This is a genomic window from Eubacteriaceae bacterium ES3 (assembly GCA_030586155.1).
Lineage (GTDB): Bacteria > Bacillota > Clostridia > Eubacteriales > Eubacteriaceae > Acetobacterium.
This window is the reverse complement of record CP130741.1, coordinates 2,430,935-2,449,533: the sequence shown is the minus strand read 5'-3', so window position 1 is coordinate 2,449,533 and position 18,599 is coordinate 2,430,935. Positions and strand designations below refer to the sequence as shown.

General features: G+C 39.3%; 19 protein-coding genes. All 19 read left to right on the top strand.

Features of this window, described 5'->3' with window-relative positions:
- Nucleotides 1-64: 64 nt before the first annotated feature.
- Nucleotides 65-1,012 (top strand): glycosyltransferase, encoded by a 948-nt coding sequence (locus Q5O24_11245; GenBank protein WKY46929.1) that lies wholly within the window; start codon nucleotides 65-67, stop codon nucleotides 1,010-1,012.
- 181 nt (nucleotides 1,013-1,193) lie between these two features.
- Nucleotides 1,194-2,675 carry a lipopolysaccharide biosynthesis protein gene (locus Q5O24_11240; GenBank protein ID WKY46928.1) on the top strand — a complete coding sequence of 494 codons (1,482 nt, stop codon included), beginning with the start codon at nucleotides 1,194-1,196 and terminating at the stop codon, nucleotides 2,673-2,675.
- Between the two features lie 182 nt (nucleotides 2,676-2,857).
- Entirely contained in the window at nucleotides 2,858-3,541 is a 684-nt protein-coding gene (locus Q5O24_11235; protein WKY46927.1) for a leucyl/phenylalanyl-tRNA--protein transferase, read from the top strand.
- A gap of 30 nt (nucleotides 3,542-3,571) precedes the next feature.
- Nucleotides 3,572-4,450 carry a leucyl/phenylalanyl-tRNA--protein transferase gene (gene aat / locus Q5O24_11230; protein ID WKY46926.1) on the top strand — a complete coding sequence of 293 codons (879 nt, stop codon included), beginning with the start codon at nucleotides 3,572-3,574 and terminating at the stop codon, nucleotides 4,448-4,450.
- Nucleotides 4,451-4,507: 57 nt separating this feature from the next.
- Entirely contained in the window at nucleotides 4,508-5,608 is a 1,101-nt protein-coding gene (locus Q5O24_11225) for a DegT/DnrJ/EryC1/StrS family aminotransferase (protein ID WKY46925.1), read from the top strand.
- 57 nt (nucleotides 5,609-5,665) lie between these two features.
- Nucleotides 5,666-6,385, top strand: a complete 720-nt coding sequence (locus Q5O24_11220; GenBank protein ID WKY46924.1) for a WbqC family protein — start codon at nucleotides 5,666-5,668, stop codon at nucleotides 6,383-6,385.
- Nucleotides 6,386-6,457: 72 nt separating this feature from the next.
- Nucleotides 6,458-7,192, top strand: a complete 735-nt coding sequence (locus tag Q5O24_11215; GenBank protein WKY46923.1) for a WbqC family protein — start codon at nucleotides 6,458-6,460, stop codon at nucleotides 7,190-7,192.
- A complete protein-coding gene (locus tag Q5O24_11210) occupies nucleotides 7,192-7,902 on the top strand; it encodes a WbqC family protein (GenBank protein ID WKY46922.1) in 711 nt (236 codons plus the stop codon). The genes Q5O24_11215 and Q5O24_11210 overlap by 1 nt, the downstream gene beginning before the upstream one ends.
- Before the next feature lie 296 nt (nucleotides 7,903-8,198).
- Nucleotides 8,199-8,615, top strand: coding sequence for a zinc-ribbon domain-containing protein (locus Q5O24_11205; protein ID WKY46921.1), 417 nt, complete (start codon nucleotides 8,199-8,201; stop codon nucleotides 8,613-8,615).
- 53 nt (nucleotides 8,616-8,668) lie between these two features.
- The gene (locus tag Q5O24_11200) at nucleotides 8,669-9,220 is read left to right on the top strand and encodes a glycerol-3-phosphate responsive antiterminator (protein ID WKY46920.1); all 552 of its coding nucleotides are present in this window, start codon (nucleotides 8,669-8,671) and stop codon (nucleotides 9,218-9,220) included.
- A 127-nt stretch (nucleotides 9,221-9,347) separates the two neighbouring features.
- Nucleotides 9,348-10,847, top strand: a complete 1,500-nt coding sequence (locus tag Q5O24_11195; protein ID WKY46919.1) for an FGGY-family carbohydrate kinase — start codon at nucleotides 9,348-9,350, stop codon at nucleotides 10,845-10,847.
- 50 nt (nucleotides 10,848-10,897) lie between these two features.
- Nucleotides 10,898-11,671, top strand: a complete 774-nt coding sequence (locus Q5O24_11190; GenBank protein ID WKY46918.1) for an SDR family oxidoreductase — start codon at nucleotides 10,898-10,900, stop codon at nucleotides 11,669-11,671.
- Nucleotides 11,672-11,846: 175 nt separating this feature from the next.
- A complete protein-coding gene (locus Q5O24_11185; GenBank protein ID WKY46917.1) occupies nucleotides 11,847-13,292 on the top strand; it encodes an NAD(P)/FAD-dependent oxidoreductase in 1,446 nt (481 codons plus the stop codon).
- 3 nt (nucleotides 13,293-13,295) lie between these two features.
- Nucleotides 13,296-14,555, top strand: coding sequence for an FAD-dependent oxidoreductase (locus Q5O24_11180; GenBank protein ID WKY46916.1), 1,260 nt, complete (start codon nucleotides 13,296-13,298; stop codon nucleotides 14,553-14,555).
- Nucleotides 14,545-14,910: a DUF1667 domain-containing protein gene (locus Q5O24_11175; protein ID WKY46915.1), complete on the top strand. Its 366-nt coding sequence runs from the start codon at nucleotides 14,545-14,547 to the stop codon at nucleotides 14,908-14,910. Before Q5O24_11180 ends, Q5O24_11175 begins: the two co-directional genes overlap by 11 nt.
- Nucleotides 14,911-14,913: 3 nt before the next feature.
- Nucleotides 14,914-15,774 (top strand): class II fructose-bisphosphate aldolase, encoded by an 861-nt coding sequence (locus tag Q5O24_11170; protein ID WKY46914.1) that lies wholly within the window; start codon nucleotides 14,914-14,916, stop codon nucleotides 15,772-15,774.
- Between the two features lie 306 nt (nucleotides 15,775-16,080).
- Entirely contained in the window at nucleotides 16,081-17,523 is a 1,443-nt protein-coding gene (locus tag Q5O24_11165; protein ID WKY46913.1) for a GBS Bsp-like repeat-containing protein, read from the top strand.
- A 63-nt stretch (nucleotides 17,524-17,586) separates the two neighbouring features.
- Complete coding sequence (locus Q5O24_11160; GenBank protein WKY46912.1) at nucleotides 17,587-17,997, top strand: phage holin family protein; 411 nt, start codon at nucleotides 17,587-17,589, stop codon at nucleotides 17,995-17,997.
- Complete coding sequence (locus Q5O24_11155; GenBank protein WKY46911.1) at nucleotides 17,990-18,544, top strand: D-Ala-D-Ala carboxypeptidase family metallohydrolase; 555 nt, start codon at nucleotides 17,990-17,992, stop codon at nucleotides 18,542-18,544. The genes Q5O24_11160 and Q5O24_11155 overlap by 8 nt, the downstream gene beginning before the upstream one ends.
- The last annotated feature ends 55 nt before the right edge of the window (nucleotides 18,545-18,599 follow it).

Below are 18,599 nucleotides of genomic sequence, written 5' to 3'. Positions count from 1 at the left end.
TAAAGTGTTGGATTTAGAAGTTTTGAGAGTGAATTATTAATTAAAAGATAAGAGGGAGAAATTGTTGGAAAACGAAGTAATGGTAAGTGTTGCTTGCATCACATATAATCATGAAAAATATATAGCTGACGCTATAGAAAGCTTTCTGATGCAAAAAACGAACTTTAAATTTGAGATTTTAATTCACGATGATGCTTCTACTGACGCAACAGCGAGAATCATCAAAGAATATGAAGAACGTTATCCAGACTTAATAAAGCCAATTTATCAGACCGAAAATAAGTATTCACAAGGCTTGGATGTTGACGAAATAAATACCTGCAGAGCAAAAGGTAAATATATTGCTATGTGTGAAGGTGATGATTTTTGGACTGATCCGACAAAACTGCAGCAACAGTATGACTATATGGAATCTTGTCCAGCATGCAGTTTATGTGTTCATGATGCTTATATAGTTTATGCTTCTGGAAAAAGAAAAGATGTTTCAATGCGACTTAGAAAAAGTCGGAAATTTTCTGTCGAAGAAATTATTGTTGGTGGAGGTGCTTTATTTGCAACAAGTTCTCTTTTTTATCGACAATGTTTTGATGGAAATATGCCGGAATTTTATAAAATATCACCGACTGGAGACTATCCACTGGTTATTCATTTAGCCTTAAAAGGAGAGGTCTACTATATTGGGAAAAAGATGTCAGCATATCGAGTCGGTGTTGCTGGTTCATGGACTGAAACGGAAATGAAAACCTTAGAGAAGCGAACAAAGCATTATCGTGAAATTGCAGAGATGCTTGACGAGTTGGATCGTTACACAGACTATCTTTATCAGGATACAATACTTAATGCAAAGAGTAGAAATGAATTTGAGTTATTAATTCATGCAAAAAGATATGATGAGTTAAAACGCGGAAAATACCAGGAGATTTATCGGTCTTTGTCAAAACGGAAGCGATGGAGTATATTTTTAAGGGAGCATTTTCCCTTTCTAGTTAAAAAGCTTCAGGTTCATAAATAAAAATGAAATACTACTGCAGATTTTGGGCGCAGTAGAAAAATAAACCCTAAAGAAGTTTTGCATATGAGTTGATTCTATCATAAACCATATGGCGAACTTCTTTTTTTATATATTAAGTTTTTGAAGACTACTTTTAGTTTATAAATAATTGGGTATAATGATACTAACTCTTAAACAGGAAATGGTAAAAGCATTCATGGAAGATAAACAGATAAAATCGAAAGTCATTACATCACTATTCTGGAAATTAATGGAGCGTGGAGGAACACAGGGTATTCAATTTATTGTTCAGATTGTGTTGGCCCGGCTACTTTTGCCTGAAGAATATGGCGTATTGGCAATTTTACTTGTTTTTATAGCACTGGCCAATGTATTTGTGCAGTATGGTTTTAATACCTCTCTCATTCAAAAAAAAGATGCTGATGAGACGGATTTTTCAACGGTATTTTATTCAAGTCTGGTAGTTGCTGGAGTGATTTATATTATATTGTTTTTTACAGTACCTGTAATTGCTGACTTTTATGAAAATGAAATGATAATACCGTTAATGAGGGTCTTGTCATTAACTTTGTTTATTGGGGCCTTAAATTCGATCCAAAATGCCATTGTGGCCAGAAATCTGGAATTTAAGAAATTGTTTTACAGTAGTTTAGGGGCAATTATCATTTCTGGAGTTGTTGGGATTTTCATGGCATATAGGGGCTTGGGAATATGGGCGCTGGTTTTTCAGCAATTGTCCAATCAGGTGACAATTGCTTTAATTTTGTGGTTTACAGTAAAATGGCGGCCCAGACTACTTTTTTCATTTGAAAGTCTTAAGAGTTTATTTTCTTTTGGTTGGAAATTACTGCTGTCAGCTTTAATTAATACGTTTTATACCAATATATATACTTTTGTTATCGGAAAACTGTATAGTCCGGAAATGTTGGGGTATTTTAACAGAGGACAACAATTTCCGCAATTAGTGGTGAAGAATGTTAATGGTTCGATTCAGTCGGTGATGTTTCCAGCTATGGCCTCGCAGCAGGAAAACAGGGAGCGGCTAAAAGGGATGGCCAGAAGAAGCATTGTGACCAGTTCATTTTTAGTTTTCCCAATGATGGTGGGGATGGCAATTATTGCTGAACCTATGGTTAAGGTTTTATTAACTGATAAGTGGCTTCCTAGTGTTCCGTTTTTGCAGATTGCCTGTGCCAGTCTAGCTTTAGTGCCGATTCATACGGCAAATTTGCAGGCAATTAATGCTCTGGGACGCAGCGACATTTTCTTGAAACTGGAGATTATTAAAACAGTCGTTGATGGCTTGCTGTTAGTAATAGCCCTGTTTTTCGGGATTTATGCAATCGCCTGGGCGATGGTAGTGTCGAGTTTGATTGCCTCATTTATCAATGCATATCCTAATTTAAAGCTTTTAAATTACAGTTATAAAGAGCAACTGAAAGATATTTTACCTTCATTATTATTGTCCATGATAATGGGAGCCGGTATTTATGTCTTTTCATTTTTGGGTTTGAGTCCCCTGATAACGATAATTGTACAAGTTTCTGCAGGGATAATTATATATTTTGGACTGGCAAAGATAATGAAATTGGAGAGTTTCACTTATCTGATAATAACGGGCAAAGAAATTTTTTACAGCAGAAAAAATTCGAAACATAATTAAAAAAATAAAAGGTGATGAAAATGGGGAAATTAATGTCATTATTATCAAAGATTGATAAGATTTTTTTAAAAGGGACGTTAAAAATATTTTAATCTCGACATTTTAGATATCGGAACAAAGTATATCAGTTGACGGAAGACCTGTATTTTCCACCCCATGAAGCGGCGAATGAAAAATTTAAAATGGGTCCATATGGCAAATTACTGGCTATTGGGGGAGCTTTCTCTCCAGAGCGGATTATTTTGGCTTATCAAAACGGGATTTATCCTTTATCCTACGAAGGTCAGCCATTACTCTGGTGGACGTCGGATACTTATTTAATTTTATACCTGGATAAGTTACATATTGCAACAGATGTCAGGAAATTTATCAGAAATGATAATTTCAGCATAACTGCTGACAAAGCTTACTATGAAGTTGTCAATGCCTGCTCAGAAAACAGACAAGGTCAAACCTGGCTGACGAAAGAAAGAAAAGAAGCCGCTTTTCAGTTATATGAGATGGGCAAGGCTCACTCTGTTGAAGTGTGGCAGAATAATGAATTGATTGGTGGTTTGTTTGGGGTTGTGATTGGTTCTTGTTTCTACAATGAATCCATGTTTACCCGAAGGGATTCCGGGTCAAAAGTTGCGATGACAGCTTCGGCACTTAGGTTAAAAGAACTGAATTTTCGGACAATGGATTTAGGAGACTGGCCAACTGATAATTTGCTGCGATATGGATCGACACAAATCTGTCGTGAAGATTATATGAAGGAAATGAAAAAGTGTCACGATGAGTCTGGTTTTAAAGGTGATTGGGTAGATATATTTAAAGATTGGGATTTAAAATCTGCTATTAAAAAACATCGTCATCTGAAATTATGATATCAAGTCTATCAGCGGGGGGATTTAGAAATGGGAAATAAAATAGGTGGGCTGAAAAAGATTGATCAGAAGTTTTTTCATGGAAAGATGAAGGCTTTTTATAGGCGGCATATGCTATATCAAAATAAAGCCTATCATTTGACAGAAGACCTATATTTCCCTCCTCACACAGATGCCAACAAAGAAGTTCGGTTGGGACCATTAGGGGAACTACTGGCGATTGGCGGAGATTTATCACTAGAGCGGATGATCTTCTCATATAAGAATGGGATTGATATGACGATTTCCAAGGATGAACCGATTCTCTGGTGGACATCTGAAGGCAGGTGTGTGTTATTTCCACCTAATATCCATATTTCAAAGGGGGCTCGACGATTTATTGAAAGAAATACCTTTCGGTTTACAGTCGATCAGGTTTTTGAAAAAGTAGTCGATGCTTGCTCGGAAGAAAGAACGGGACTGACATGGCTGACACCGGAAAGAAAAGACGTGGCTTATAAATTATATCAGCAAGGAATCGCCCATTCGATTGAATTGTGGCAGGATGATAATCTAATTGCTGGAAATTTTGGCGTGGCTTTTGGCGCATATTTTTTGAGTGAATCAAAATTCTCAAGGGTAAGTAATGCTGGAAAGGCTGCTACGATTGCCTTGGCCCTACGACTAAAAGAATTACACTACAACCTTTATGATATGGGGATATGGCCCACTGATCACCTAATAAGCATGGGCGCTGAGGTGATTCCGCGTGAAGAATTTCATAAAATATTAAAAGAAAGTCTTGAAAAACCTGATATCGTAAAAGAATGGGACAGACTATTTGAAAACTGGGATTTAAAATCTGCAGTTGAAAAACATCGTGTAGAGAGGACGCTTGCCTGGGAAAAGGATAACAGTTCACAAATTTAATGAAGTTATAATCGGCTGATATAATTGCTTACTTGTTTCTAATAATGGAGCTATAATATGGGAAAGAGAATAAATGTTACACGTTCATCAATGCCTGAATTTGAGGAGTATATAGAAGAAATTAGAAGCTTATGGGATAGTCATTGGTTGACTAATATGGGAGAAAAACATGAAAAATTCAGCGCTTGTTTAAGATCTTATCTGAGTGTGCCGTATGTTTCGCTTTTTACCAATGGCCATCTGGCACTTGAATGTATTCTGGCTGCACTTGAATTAGAGGGTGAGGCTATTACCACGCCATATACATTTGCATCAACGACCCATGCGGTTATCAGAAATGGTTTAGTACCAGTATTTTGTGATATTAATGAGGAAGACTATACCATTGATGTTAAGCAGATTGAAAGCCTGATTACCGAAAAGACATCTGCAATTATTCCTGTTCATGTTTATGGGAATATCTGTAATCTGGAAGATATTGATAAAATTGCTAAGAAATACAATCTTAAAGTCATTTATGATGCGGCTCACGCATTCGGAGTAAAAGTTAACGGCGTAGGAATTGGTAATTTCGGAGACGCCTCAATGTTTAGTTTTCATGCGACTAAGGTTTTTAACACCATTGAAGGTGGAGCGGCTTCATATCGTGAGGAATATATTCAACAAATATTGTATTATCTTAAAAACTTTGGTATTACTGGGCCGGAATCGGTGGAATATGTTGGGGGGAATGCCAAAATGAGCGAATTTCAGGCTGCAATGGGAATTTGTAATCTTCGCCATGTTGATGAAGATATCAGTAAACGCAAAAAGGTGACAGACCGTTATCAGCAAAACCTGGGTAAAACTCCTGGGATCAAACTGGTCAAAAACCAGGCTGGGGTACAAGGGAATTATGCTTATATGCCGGTTGTTTTCGACGGATATCATAAGTCTAGAGACCAGATTTTTAAGGAGCTGGAAGGAAAAAACATTCATCCGAGGAAGTATTTTTATCCGATCATAACAGATTATGAATGTTATGAGGGTCAATTCAATTCAGATAATACCCCAGTTGCAAAATATATTGCCGACCGGGTTTTAACACTTCCGATCTATCCGGATCTGGCACTTGAAGATGTTGACTGGATTTGTGATATTATCAAGAAACCATTGTAAGACGGCAATGTCTGCTGAATATGATGTTTAATGAACGTTGGTGGGGGATGAAAAGTAATGAATATTTCAATTATGCAGCCTTATTTGTTTCCGTATATAGGATATTTTCAGATGATAAACTGTTCCGATTATTTTGTGATAGATGATGAAGATCAATATATAAAAAGAGGCTGGATTAACAGAAACAGGATTTTGGTCGATGGTAAAGATTATATGATTACTTTACCTGTAGTTAAAGATAATTACCGTTTAGGTATTAATGAGCGCTATTATGTAGATGATCCGGATAATAAAATTGAGGAAAAATTTTTAAAGACAATTGAACACGCTTATAAAAAGGCACCAAATTTTGGAGCGTGTTATGAATTGATTAAAGAAATACTACGTTTTGATAATAAAAATGTAGCAGAATTTACTGGCAATAGTCTGAATAAAATTTGTCGTTATCTGGAAATAGAAACGCCGATGCGTTACCAGTCTGAAATTAATCCACCCAAAAACCTGGATTATCAGGATTCAGTCATCTACATTTGTAAAGAAATGGAGGCTAGCTGCTATATCAATGCAATCGGTGGAACAGAACTCTATTCTAATCGTGTGTTTGATGAGAACGACCTGACTTTAAAATTCATCAAAACACGAGAATCCCTGGAATACAAACAATATTGGAATACTTTTATTCCAAACCTTTCGATCATCGATGTGATGATGTTTAATTCTCTTGAGGAAATTAAAGCCTTGCTTACAGAATATGATCTGATAAGCGGAAAAAATTAATAAACGAGCAAATCTATTATTAAATTGTGTGTTTTGTCTGACAGAATGATAAAGTGTTATAACGTATGAAGAATGAGAGATGGTATTATGAGAATTTCAATTATGCAACCCTATCTATTTCCATATATAGGCTATTTCCAAATGATAAACTGTTCTGATTATTTTGTCTTTGATGATAGCGATCAGTATATTCAGCGAGGTTGGATTAATAGAAATAGAATCTTGTTAAACGGCAAAGACCATTTTATAACAATGCCGGTTGTAAAGGATAGTTATCGTTTAAAAATAAATGAACGCTATTTTGTAGAAGAACAGGAGAATATAAACGAAGAAAAAATATTGGACACCATTTATTATGCATACCATAAAGCGCCCTACTATTCAGATTGCTATGATTTGATTAAATATATATTATCTTTTAAGAATAAAAATGTTGCAGAATATACAGCAAATAGTTTGAAAGAGGTTTGTAATTATTTAGAAATTGAAACAAAAATGTTATTTAAATCTAAATTAAATCCTCCCCCGGACGTGAATTATCAGGATTCTGTGATTTATGTCTGTAAACAAATGGAGGCAGATTGCTATATTAATGCTATCGGCGGCATGGAACTGTATTCAGCAAGAAAGTTCAGTGAGAACAATATAGAATTAAGATTTATTAAAACAAGAGAGACCATAAGATACCAGCAATTCTGGTATGATTTTATACCTAATTTATCAATCATTGATGTGATGATGTTTAATTCTCCGGAGCAGATAAAAACACTGCTGTCAGAATATGATTTGATAGATGGGAAGAATTAATGGATATTTCTATTATGCAACCCTATCTTTTTCCATATATTGGGTATTTCCAGATGATTAAAGCATCAGATTATTTTATTATTTCAGATAGTGTTCAGTATATCCAACATGGTTGGATCAACAGGAATCAGATTCTAGTAGATGGTAAAGGCCGTTTAATTACTTTGCCAGTAGTAAAGGATAGATACCGCCTAAATATTAATGCGCGTTATTATGTCGATGACCCTGCCAGAAAATTTGAAAGAAAAATGCTTAATACCATTTACTATGCTTATCGTAAAGCACAGTATTTTGAACAGGTTTATCAATTAGTTGAAACAATACTTGATTTTAATAATAAAAATGTAGCAGATTTTACTGACAATAGTTTAAAGCAAATTTGTAATTATTTGGGGATTATAAGCTGCACTGAAAGAGAGTCGGAAATGAAACTGTCAGCTGAACTAAATGCTCAGGAGAAAATTATATATATCTGTAAGATAAAGAATGCAGACCGCTATATTAATGCAATTGGCGGGAAAAATCTGTATTCAGCCACACCTTTTCAAAAAAATAATTTAGAATTAAAATTCATAAAAACGAGAGATTCTTTAAAATACAAGCAGTTTGGCAATGTATTTGTCCCAAACCTGTCAATCATTGATGTGATGATGTTCAATTCTCGAAAGCAGCTTGATGATTTGCTGCTTGAATATGACTTAGTTGACTAAAAAAATTCAATACCAATTAAGTGCCTCTGCGATAAGTATTTAATCAGGTTCGAAGGACGAAGTAAATTAGGAGTAGTAGATAATACTGGCCAATAATTGCTTTTGTTTTTTGATGAAAATCAAATTTCAATGAGCATTAAGTTTATATGAATAGGTGTATTTAAATTGGGTATTTATAAAGCAATTGGTATGTTTTTAGATTTGAAAGTAAACTGGAATGATTAATTTATATTAATACCGGATGCCAAAGTGGTCGGGTCTAAAAAACACCCAAAAAATTGACAGGAGGATAGACTATGTATTGCAAAAATTGTGGAAAGGAAATCCCGGATAATTCAGTATTTTGTACTAACTGCGGAGCTAAACAGACCAGTTCGTCGGGTTCTGTACAGCCTTCACAGCCAGTGATACAAAATAGCTCAGCGCAGCAGGAGCGTAAGGAATATCGTCAGTCTTCAACACAGCAAAATGGCGAAGTTGATGTTCTCAGCATGGGTCAGTACTTAATTATGTTTTTACTTACAGCAGTTCCAATTGTTGGGATTGTGATGCTCTTTGTCTGGGGATTTGGGAGCCAGTCCGGCCCTAATAAAAAGAATTTTGCCCGGGCTTATCTGATTATGATGCTGATTGGGATTGTCTTGAGTATTCTTTTAAGTGGGGTAATCGGGGCGATTATGGCTTCAATGATGAGCAGTATGTACTATTATTAACCAGCAGAAAAATATGTTGACCTTTTAATTAGAAATGTGCTATGATGCTAGTAATGAAAAATAAATTTGATACATTCCAGATTATTCCATCGATTCGAAGATTGAGTGATCTTGAAGCCGGGCTCAACAGCCAGTCAGATATTGTACTCTTAACTGAGGCCCATATTGCTAACCTAAAAGATTTAGTCAAGATCGCCCACCAGAAAAACAAACTGGTTCTGGTTAATCTTGAATTGGTTGGTGGGTTTGGTAAAGATCAGATCGGGATCAAACTGATGAAAAACTATTACCAGGTTGATGGCGTTATGTCGACAGATCAGTCGAAACTTAATTTGGCCAGACACAATGGATTGTTCACAATTCAGCGGTTTTTTCTTCATGATTCAAGGGCCTTAGAAACAAGTCTGCGACTGCTTGAAAAAAGTACCGTGGATGCGGCAGAGCTATTGCCGTCAAAAATTGCTATCGATTTTATTGAAAAGATCTCATCTGTCACCGATATTCCCTTATTGGCCGGAGGCTTCATTCATGATCAGCAAATGATAAAAGTTATTCGGGAATCAGGCTTTAGCGGGATGACAGTTAGCGATAAAACATTATGGTAACAACAAAATAAATCAGCCGGACGGTGAATTGGTGAGTCCTGCTTAACAGACGCAAATTACTTGCGTCTGTTAAGCAGGACTCTTTTTTTGTGAGGCTGATACAAAAAATTTAAAGGAGGATTATGTGATGGCAAAGTATTTGATTGGACTGGATAATGGGGGAACCATGATCAAAGCGGCTTTATATGATATGAAGGGGAATGAGGTGGCAATTTCCAGTTCTAAAACGGCCATGTTTCAGCCCCAGCCCGGGTTTACAGAGAGGGATCTGGAAGAGATGTGGCAGGCCAATGTCACTGCCATTAAAGGTGTACTTGAAAAGGCGGGTATCAAAGGCGAAGAGGTGGCTGGTTTATCGGTTACCGGTCATGGCAATGGGATGTATCTGGTTAAGGAGGATGGCAGTCAAGCCTATAACGGCATGATTTCAACAGATGTTCGCGGCAAAGATTATGTCATCGAATGGATGAAAGATGGAACGTTTGAAAAAATTCTTCCTAAGACTATGCAGTCGGTATGGGCAGGTCAGCCGACAACCCTTTTAAAATGGTTTTTAGAACATCGACCTGAGGTCATTGATGAAACCCGCTGGGTTTTTATGTGTAAAGATTATGTGCGGTTTAGAATGACCGGTGAGGCCTATGGAGAAATTGCTGATATGTCCGGGTCCAGTCTGATGAATGTTCGGGATGTTAAATATGATAAAGAACTTCTTGCCGATATGGGCTTGGAGATGATTTATGATAAGCTGCCGCCGCTTCGCTATTCTGGAGAGGTCTGTGGGACGATTACCAAAGAGGTAGCAGAGCTGACTGGACTTAAAGAAGGAACACCAGTCGCTGGCGGATGTATGGACATCCATGCTTCAGCGATGGCAGTGGGTATTACTGATGAAGAAAAAATGTGTGTTGTGGCAGGAACCTGGTCTATTAATGAATATATCAGTAAAGAACCAGTGGTTGATAAAGATCTCTTTATGACTTCTATCTATACAATGCCGGGCTACTGGATGATACTTGAGGGAAGTCCCACCTCTGCCAGCAATCTTGAATGGTTTTTAACCGAAATCCTTAAAGATGTGGATCTTCATGATCAGGACGTTTATGATTTTTCAAACCACTGTGTCAATTGCGTGGCTGATGAGGATTGTGGAATTGTCTTTTTGCCTTTTCTTTATGCCAGCAATGTCAATATCAATGCTAAAGCCTGTTTTATTGGCTTAAGTGCCCACCATAATCGGGATAATATGCTTAGAGCTGTCTATGAAGGGATTGTATTCAGTCATAAATATCATATTGAAAAACTACTTAAATATCGGCAAGCACCTAAGAGTATCAGAATTGCTGGTGGGGTGGCAAAATCAAAAGTTTGGGTGCAGATGTTTGCAAACATTTTACAGCTGCCAATTGAGGTTACCGATTGTAAGGAACTGGGTGCTTTGGGAGCAGCCATTTGTGCTGGCGTGGCAACTCAGGAATTTTCCGGTTTTAAAGAAGCTTCTGATGAGATGGTCAAAATCGCTTATACCGCTGAGCCTGATCCGGAAAAATTTCTCATGTACGATAAGAAATATAAGCGCTATTTAAAGGTCATCGATGCACTTGATGGGATCTGGGATGAGTATTAAAAAGCATAATCGCCATAACATGATATTTACCTGAAATACACGATTCGAAAATGGAAAGGAAACAAATGGATTTACATTTAAAAGGAAAAAACGCGGTAATAACCGGAGGGTCACGTGGGGTAGGCAGGGCGATTGCCTTGGGTTTGGCTCAAGAAGGGGTCAATATTGTCTTTACAGCTACCCGATTGACACCTGAAGTTGACGAAACCCTAAAAATGATTCAAAGCTATGGCGTTAAGGCTCGGGTTATGGCGGTGGATCTTAAAGACAGTCAGGCGGCACTGGTGATGATTAAATCCGCAGAAGATTTTCTTGGGAGCCTTGATATTCTGGTTAATAATGCTGGTATCTGGCTGCAGGGATGGATTGAAGATATCCCTGTTGAAGATTGGGATCTTTCAATGGATGTGAATCTCAAAGCTCCCTTTGTATTATCACAGTATTTTGCAAAGTCAAATCTTAAATCGGGAAAAGAAGGGCGAATTATCAATATTAATTCCCAGGCGGCCTTTAATGGTTCGACTACTGGCCATGCCCACTACGCAGCCAGTAAGGCCGGAATGACCGCCTTGACAATCTCAATGGCCAGAGAACTTTCAAAAAAAGGGATCACCGTAAATGCCGTTGCTTTGGGGGTGGTGGAAACAGATATGATCAGATCCCAAATTGAAGAAAACCCCGGCTATTATGAAGGTCGAATCCCTATAGGGCGAGTGGCGCAGCCAGAAGAAATTGCTGATATTGTCGTTTTTCTGGCTTCGGCCAGATCAGCCTATTTAACCGGGGCAACCATAGACGCAACAGGTGGGATGTTGATGAGATAAAGTGGGATATGCCGATTTAGCACTATAAATTTTTTTTTTAAGTTTATAAGCGGTGAACAGTTTGGACTGTTCACCGCACAAACGATACTTATTTATTATTAAAGTACCGACATCCTACTACTAACAAGGTAGTTATTATCACACCTGGATAAAGTAAATTAAGAAAGGAAATCAAATGACTAGATATGACGTAATCATCATCGGTGGTGGCATTACCGGTTCAGCGATTGCCAGAGAGTTGTCGCGATTTGAATTGAAAGTTGCTCTGCTGGAAAAAGGTCTGGATATTGGAATGGGGGCAACCAAGGGTAATGGTGGAGTTGTTCACCAGGGATATGATCCGGTGCCCGGTTCGGTGAAAGCCAAGATCAACGCTGAAGGCGCCAGACAGTTTCCCCAGCTTTCCAGGGAACTGGGTTTTGAAATTAGTAATCCGGGACTTTTTGTTTTGGGTTTTGGTGCGGCTGACCTGGAAGTACTAAAACACAAACTGGATTATGGCATTAGAAATGGAATTAAAGATATCCGCATTGTTGATAAAGAAACGGTTAAAGAGAAAGAGCCGCATATTAATTCCAATGTCACACATGGCTTATCGGTACCAACAACGACGGTCGTAGATCCCTTTGAAGTGGCTTTGGCTTTTGCTGAAAATGCAGTTGATAATGGGGTTGAGGTTTTTCTGGGAGAAACGGTTGGAAAAATTGAAAAAATGGGCGAAGATTTCTTAATTATGACCGAGTCATCTCAATATAAAACAAAATACATTGTTAATGCTGCCGGAAATCATGCTGATGATGTGGCGAAACTGGCAGGGATTGAAGAATATCGGATGCAGCCTCGCCATGGGGATTTACTGGTATTTGACCGGGATATGAGAATTAAACCGCAAACAGTGATGTTTCCCTGTCCGGGTCCTGATACCAAGGGTATCGCCTGTATTCCCACCATTCATGGCAACACTATTGTCGGTTCTACCGCTACTATGATGAATGATAAAGAGGATGTTTCCAATTATAAAAAGGGAATCGAAGCGCTGATTAAAGGTGTTCACCATATTTTACCAGAACTGGATGAACGAAAAATTATTCGAACCTTTGCCGGCTTAAGACCGGTGGTTCTTGACCATAACAACGACTTTTTCATTGAAATCTCAACAGTAGACCAGCACTTTATTCATGCTGCCGGGATTCAGTCGCCGGGAATGGCATCGGCACCGGCAATCGCCGAGCGAGTCAGAGATCTTTTAAACAATGCCGGATTGGATTTGCGTGATAAGAAGTCTTTTAACCCTTATCGCAAAGCGCCGACAATTTTCAACCAATTGCCAGAAGTTGAGCAGGATCTTTTAATCAAAGAAAACATCGCGTTCGGTCATATGGTCTGCCGTTGTGAATCAGTCACCGAGGGAGAAATTTTGGCGGCAATCCAAAGCAGTATTCCGGCGACAACGGTAGATGGGATTAAAAGGCGGACTCGTGCCGGCATGGGACGTTGTCAGAGCGGTTTTTGTCAGTATAAGGTTTTATCGATTCTGGCCAAAGTGCATGGTTTGCCGGTTGAACAGGTCCTTCTTGAAGATGAGGGGTCGCAGCTGATTTTCGGAAAGGTCAAGGGATGAGTGATGTATAAATTTGATGTTGTCGTGGTCGGCGGCGGTCCTGCTGGTATGGGGGCAGCGGTAGAAGCGTCAAGGAAAGGTGCCAGCGTTGCCATCCTTGAGCGAAATGATGAGCTGGGTGGTATTTTAAATCAGTGTATTCACAGTGGTTTTGGTCTACAGTATTTTAAAGAAGAACTAACCGGACCGGAGTATGCGGAAAATTTTAAAAACCAGGTTGAGAAGGCTCGGATTAAAGTTTTTCTAAATACGATGGTGACAGAGATTAAAGCTCATAAAGAAGTCGTGGCGGTCAGTACTCAAGGTATCATAACTCTTCAAGCCGGGGCAATTGTTTTATCGATGGGATGTCGGGAGCGGACCAGGGGTGCCATTAAAATTCCTGGAAGCCGTCCGGCAGGAGTACTGACAGCGGGGCTTGCACAACGCTATGTTAACATGGAAAATCTGAAGCCGGGAAACCGGATAGTTATACTTGGGTCTGGTGATATTGGACTGATCATGGCCAGGCGACTGGCTCTTGAAGGAATGGAGGTCGTCGGTGTTTATGAGCTGATGCCTTATGCCAATGGCCTGTTCAGAAACGTGAAAAACTGTTTGGATGATTTTTGTATTCCTCTTCATTTATCAACTACGGTTACCAGGGTAATCGGTTATCCTCGGGTGGAAGCGGTCGAAGTCTGTCAGGTCGATGCGTGCGGTTGTCCGATACCGGGAAAAGAAAAAATAGTTCCCTGTGATACGCTGCTTTTGTCGGTTGGCTTAATTCCGGAAAATGAATTGTCACAAAAATTAGGTGTAGTCCTAGATCAGCGGACCAATGGTCCTTTAGTCAACCAGGATCTGGAAACATCTGTCAGCGGCGTCTTTGCTTGTGGCAATGTACTTCATGTTCATGATCTGGTTGATAAGGTGACGGTTGAAGCAATCCAGGCAGGAGGGAAGGCCGCAGCCTATGCTTTGTCAGACCGACAGCCATCAGAGGGTGAAAAGAGTGCTATTGAACATGGTGAAAATATTGCCTATACGGTACCGTCTTATTTTGACCAGGTCGCTGCTCAGGACCTGCAGATTAAATTCAGAGTTAAAAAACCCCTTGATTCTGGTGTCATTAAGGTAATCAATGGTGATAAAATTATTTCAGAGAGCAAAATAAAATCATTTAAGCCCAGTATTATGGAAGAATTTCCCGTTAATTTAGTAGAAATAAATGGAAAACAGTCGATCAGAATTATTATCGAGGAGGTTGAGGATGAAGTGTGATCAGATATGCTGTACGACTTGTCCTTCAGAATGTCGAATATCAGTCTTCTCAGATGGGGGACAGATTATCAAAATCGAAGGAAACAGCTGTAAGAGAGGAATTGTATTTGCCGAAAAAGAAATGACCGATCCTGTCAGGACCTTAACCAGTACGGTGATTTTGAAAAGTTCAACCGGAGAGATTTCGGTGCCAGTTAAAAGCAGCCAACCGATTGCCTTAAGAAATATGATGGATGCGATGAAGCAAATTCATGAGACACAAATAGATAATGCTGTAAAGATTGGTCAAGTTGTTATTCCGGATATCTGTTGTTCTGGCGCTGATATTGTGGCCTGTAAAACCGTGAAAGGATAAACGATGTTAGTCAATTTAAAAGAAATTCTTGAAAAAGCTGTCAAAGGTAATTATGCGATTGGTGCTTTTAATACCCCCAATCTGGAAACTATTCAGGCGGTAATAACAGCAGCTGAAATCACTGGTATACCAGTGATTTTAAATCACGCCCAGATTCATGATAAAATCGCGCCGCTTGATTTGATTGGTCCTTTAATGGTTAAACTGGCTCAAAAAAGTTCAGCAGAGATTTGTGTTCACCTGGATCATGGAGAAGATGAGGAATATATCAGACGGGCGATTGAGATGGGGTTTACTTCAGCGATGTTTGATGGTTCAAAACTGTCCTATCAAGAAAATCTAAATAAGACAAAGGCGATTGTAAAAATTGCCCATGCTAAAAATGTCAGTGTTGAGGCTGAACTGGGGCGAGTGTTGAGGCCGGAAGGCGGAGGGGTTGATCCTGCGGAGGAAGATCTAAATCCCGAAAATTACTATACAGATCCTCAAAAGGCCAAGGATTTTAGTGATGAGACTGGGATTGATGCTTTGGCTATTTCGTTTGGAACCGCTCATGGCCTTTATGATATCGCACCTATGCTGGATTTTAATCGGATTCAGATGATTCGCAAAAAAACCGATATACCACTTGTTATGCACGGGGGATCGGGTTTATCCCAGCAGGATTTTTTAAAAGCGATTGACGCTGGTATTAATAAGGTAAATTATTTTACCTACCTGTCACTGGCTGGCGGTGAGGCTGTCGCTGAACTTTATCAACAAAAAAAGTTCCTGCGTTTTGACGAAATATCTGAATGTGGGCGACTGGTGATGCAGAAGCATACGGAATCAAAATTAAAATTGTTTAAAAATAATAAAGATTGACCTTTGTCGGGCAGGCTTTTGCTTTGTGTAGACGGTCAGAATATTGGAATAGCTGAGTTTTTTGTATCGTTAATTTGAATTGAGTAAATACATTAAGAACAAGCCCGTCGCGGACAATTTTTTTGTCCTGGCGGGTTTATTGCTGTTTCTATTTGAGTAAAGAAATATCTGAAAACTTTCAAATCATAAAAAGTTTGCAAAAAAGGGCCGATTGTTGTAAAATAAAGTAAACAAATTGTAACAATTCGGTTCGTTTTTAAACTGAAAAATGATATAAAGACTGATCTTTGTCAACAGGAGAGTAAAATGGAATTAAAAACCTTAAAAAAATCATGTATCGGACTGGTGCTTGCCCTCAGTTTAGGGATCTTTCCGGCCAATGTGTTTGCTGAAGAAGTGATTGTTGTCTCGGATACTGGGCAGAATGTAATAGAAGCGCGGGAGATGATGCCTGGAGATGTGGCGACTGAATATGATGGTGCAGATCCGGCAATAATTAGAACCAATGAGCTCTTTTCACCGCGCCTGACTGCTCCTGAGTCGGGAAATCCTTATTATTTTGATTATAACAGTTATTATCTGTCAGGATACGGAATGCCTAACTGTACGGCTTATGCTTATGGGAGGGCTTATGAAATTCTTGGAAGCAAGCCGAATCTTTGCATGGGTAATGCTAATCAGTGGTGGGATTATAATCTTTCCAGGGGCTATTATGAGTCCGGCAGTACCCCTGAAGTTGGGGCTGTAATCTGCTGGGGTGGCGGAGAATGTGGTCATGTGGCTGTAGTTGAAAAAATCGAAGGCAACACAGTCACGTATTCCGAATCAACCTGGAGCGGTGTGTATTTCCAGACCCGAACCTATACTATCGGAAATGAAGACAATGTCTCACTTGGTGATTTTCAGGGATATATTTATCTCGGGGATTTTACAAATGAAGAAGACGAGTCTGCTGATAATGGAGAAGATGTGGTGTCAGATACCAGTGCACCGCTGATTAGTAATCTGGTTATTTCCAATGTAGATGATTCAGGGTTCACTGTTTCCTGCAATGTCTCTGATGATGAATCAGGTATTGAGCGGGTACTCTTTCCAACCTGGACCGAGAATAATGATCAGGATGATCTGATCTGGTATGTCGCTAATGTGGTCGATGGGATTGCTTCAAAACGTATTTCCTTCGCTGAGCATAACGACGAAAGAGGGATTTATTTAGTCCATGCCTATACCTACAATACACAGAATCTGTTGTCTGTATTGGGAACCTCTATTGCCATACCGCAGGGAACGGTAGATGTTTCATATCGTACTCATGTTCAGGATTTCGGTTGGCAGGACTGGAAGACAAACGGAGACTTAAGTGGTACCATGGGAGAGGGCAAGCGTCTTGAAGGAATAGAGATTAGCCTTGATGCTCAGGGTTATGATTTGGGGATCGCCTATTCAACACATATTGAAAACATTGGCTGGCAGGATTATAGGACAAATGGTGTGATGAGCGGGACCGAAGGCCGGGGGTTAAGGCTGGAAGCGATTCGAATTGAGTTAACGGGAACAGATGCCAAGCTCTTTGATGTTTATTATAGGGTTCATGCCCAGAATGTCGGTTGGCTGGATTGGGCCAGCAATGGTGCAGATTCTGGAACAGCCGGTTTTGGTTACCGTCTCGAAAGTATTGAAGTCAGAGTGGTGCCAAAAGGTTCGGCAGCGCCGGGAGAAACGGCAAAAGCCTATATTCAGAGTCTTTAATATTAATTAAAATGTCATATTGATCATAAACCTTCTATCTATTAGCAGATAGGAGGTTTTTTTATGGAACTAAATCAGATGATGATGGCTTTAAAAAGTATTTTGGCATTGACTGGTTCTTTGCTGGCGGCTTTTTTCGGTGGTTGGGACGCAACGTTATATACCTTGTTGATCTTTATTCTGTTCGACTATTTAACGGGAGTAGTCAGGGCCGCTTATGAAAGAAAAGTCTCGAGTAGCGTTGGCTTTTGGGGGATATTAAAAAAGGTGATGGTTCTCTTGATAGTTGGTCTTTCACATTTATTGGATGTAAATCTTTTAGGTGGAGGGCAGGTGCTTAGAACCGGCGTAATATTTTTTTATTCTGCCAATGAAGGAATCAGTATTACAGAAAACCTTGGAGCGATGGGGTTTCCGATTCCCCGAAAACTTAGAAAAGTGCTGCTTCAGATAAAGGAGGAAGAAGATGGATGAATTTATAAAAAAAGTACAGGTGGCTTTGCTTGAAAAGGGATTTAAACCGGGTCCGGTAGATGGGATCTGCGGCCCACAGACACGACAAGCGGTTATTTCTTTTCAGAAACTGGCTGGACTTGAAGCTGATGGTCTGGTCGGACACCTGACAATGGCTTTTTTATTTAATCAGCATCAATTCACAAATACAGTTGCGGACCAACAATCTGAATACCTTTCAGATCATTTTAGACGAGAGGAATTTCGCTGCTGCTGCCAGGGTCGTTATTGCACCGGTTTTCCGGCGGAGATGAATTGGAGCTTAATTGATAAACTGGAAAGTGTGCGCTTAAGCCTTGGAACAGCGGTTATCGTAACATCCGGGGTCAGGTGTGTCATCAGAAATCGAGAGGTCGGTGGGATTGACAATTCCAGACATTTATCAGGTAATGCGGTGGATTGCTATGCTCCGGGATTTTCAGTCCATCAGTTAAAGGCGGCAGCGGAAAAAGAAGGATTGTCGGTAATTCTTTATCAAGCAGAAGGATTTTGTCATCTGCAATTGTAAAAAGACGAGTATTAATTATCCGATTTGATGGGTTATTTATAAAATTAAATAGTAT

Excerpts from the sequence above, each read along its gene's own strand:
- Q5O24_11220 (WKY46924.1), top strand. The coding sequence starts at position 5,666 with ATGAATATTTCAATTATGCAGCCTTATTTGTTTCCGTATATAGGATAT.
- Q5O24_11210 (WKY46922.1), top strand. The coding sequence starts at position 7,192 with ATGGATATTTCTATTATGCAACCCTATCTTTTTCCATATATTGGGTAT.
- Q5O24_11195 (WKY46919.1), top strand. The coding sequence starts at position 9,348 with ATGGCAAAGTATTTGATTGGACTGGATAATGGGGGAACCATGATCAAA.
- Q5O24_11160 (WKY46912.1), top strand. The coding sequence starts at position 17,587 with ATGGAACTAAATCAGATGATGATGGCTTTAAAAAGTATTTTGGCATTG.
- Q5O24_11205 (WKY46921.1), top strand. The coding sequence starts at position 8,199 with ATGTATTGCAAAAATTGTGGAAAGGAAATCCCGGATAATTCAGTATTT.
- Q5O24_11185 (WKY46917.1), top strand. The coding sequence starts at position 11,847 with ATGACTAGATATGACGTAATCATCATCGGTGGTGGCATTACCGGTTCA.
- Q5O24_11225 (WKY46925.1), top strand. The coding sequence starts at position 4,508 with ATGGGAAAGAGAATAAATGTTACACGTTCATCAATGCCTGAATTTGAG.
- Q5O24_11235 (WKY46927.1), top strand. The coding sequence starts at position 2,858 with ATGGGTCCATATGGCAAATTACTGGCTATTGGGGGAGCTTTCTCTCCA.
- Q5O24_11165 (WKY46913.1), top strand. The coding sequence starts at position 16,081 with ATGGAATTAAAAACCTTAAAAAAATCATGTATCGGACTGGTGCTTGCC.
- Q5O24_11200 (WKY46920.1), top strand. The coding sequence starts at position 8,669 with ATGAAAAATAAATTTGATACATTCCAGATTATTCCATCGATTCGAAGA.
- Q5O24_11180 (WKY46916.1), top strand. The coding sequence starts at position 13,296 with ATGTATAAATTTGATGTTGTCGTGGTCGGCGGCGGTCCTGCTGGTATG.
- aat (WKY46926.1), top strand. The coding sequence starts at position 3,572 with ATGGGAAATAAAATAGGTGGGCTGAAAAAGATTGATCAGAAGTTTTTT.
- Q5O24_11240 (WKY46928.1), top strand. The coding sequence starts at position 1,194 with ATGGTAAAAGCATTCATGGAAGATAAACAGATAAAATCGAAAGTCATT.
- Q5O24_11175 (WKY46915.1), top strand. The coding sequence starts at position 14,545 with ATGAAGTGTGATCAGATATGCTGTACGACTTGTCCTTCAGAATGTCGA.
- Q5O24_11170 (WKY46914.1), top strand. The coding sequence starts at position 14,914 with ATGTTAGTCAATTTAAAAGAAATTCTTGAAAAAGCTGTCAAAGGTAAT.
- Q5O24_11155 (WKY46911.1), top strand. The coding sequence starts at position 17,990 with ATGGATGAATTTATAAAAAAAGTACAGGTGGCTTTGCTTGAAAAGGGA.
- Q5O24_11190 (WKY46918.1), top strand. The coding sequence starts at position 10,898 with ATGGAAAGGAAACAAATGGATTTACATTTAAAAGGAAAAAACGCGGTA.
- Q5O24_11215 (WKY46923.1), top strand. The coding sequence starts at position 6,458 with ATGAGAGATGGTATTATGAGAATTTCAATTATGCAACCCTATCTATTT.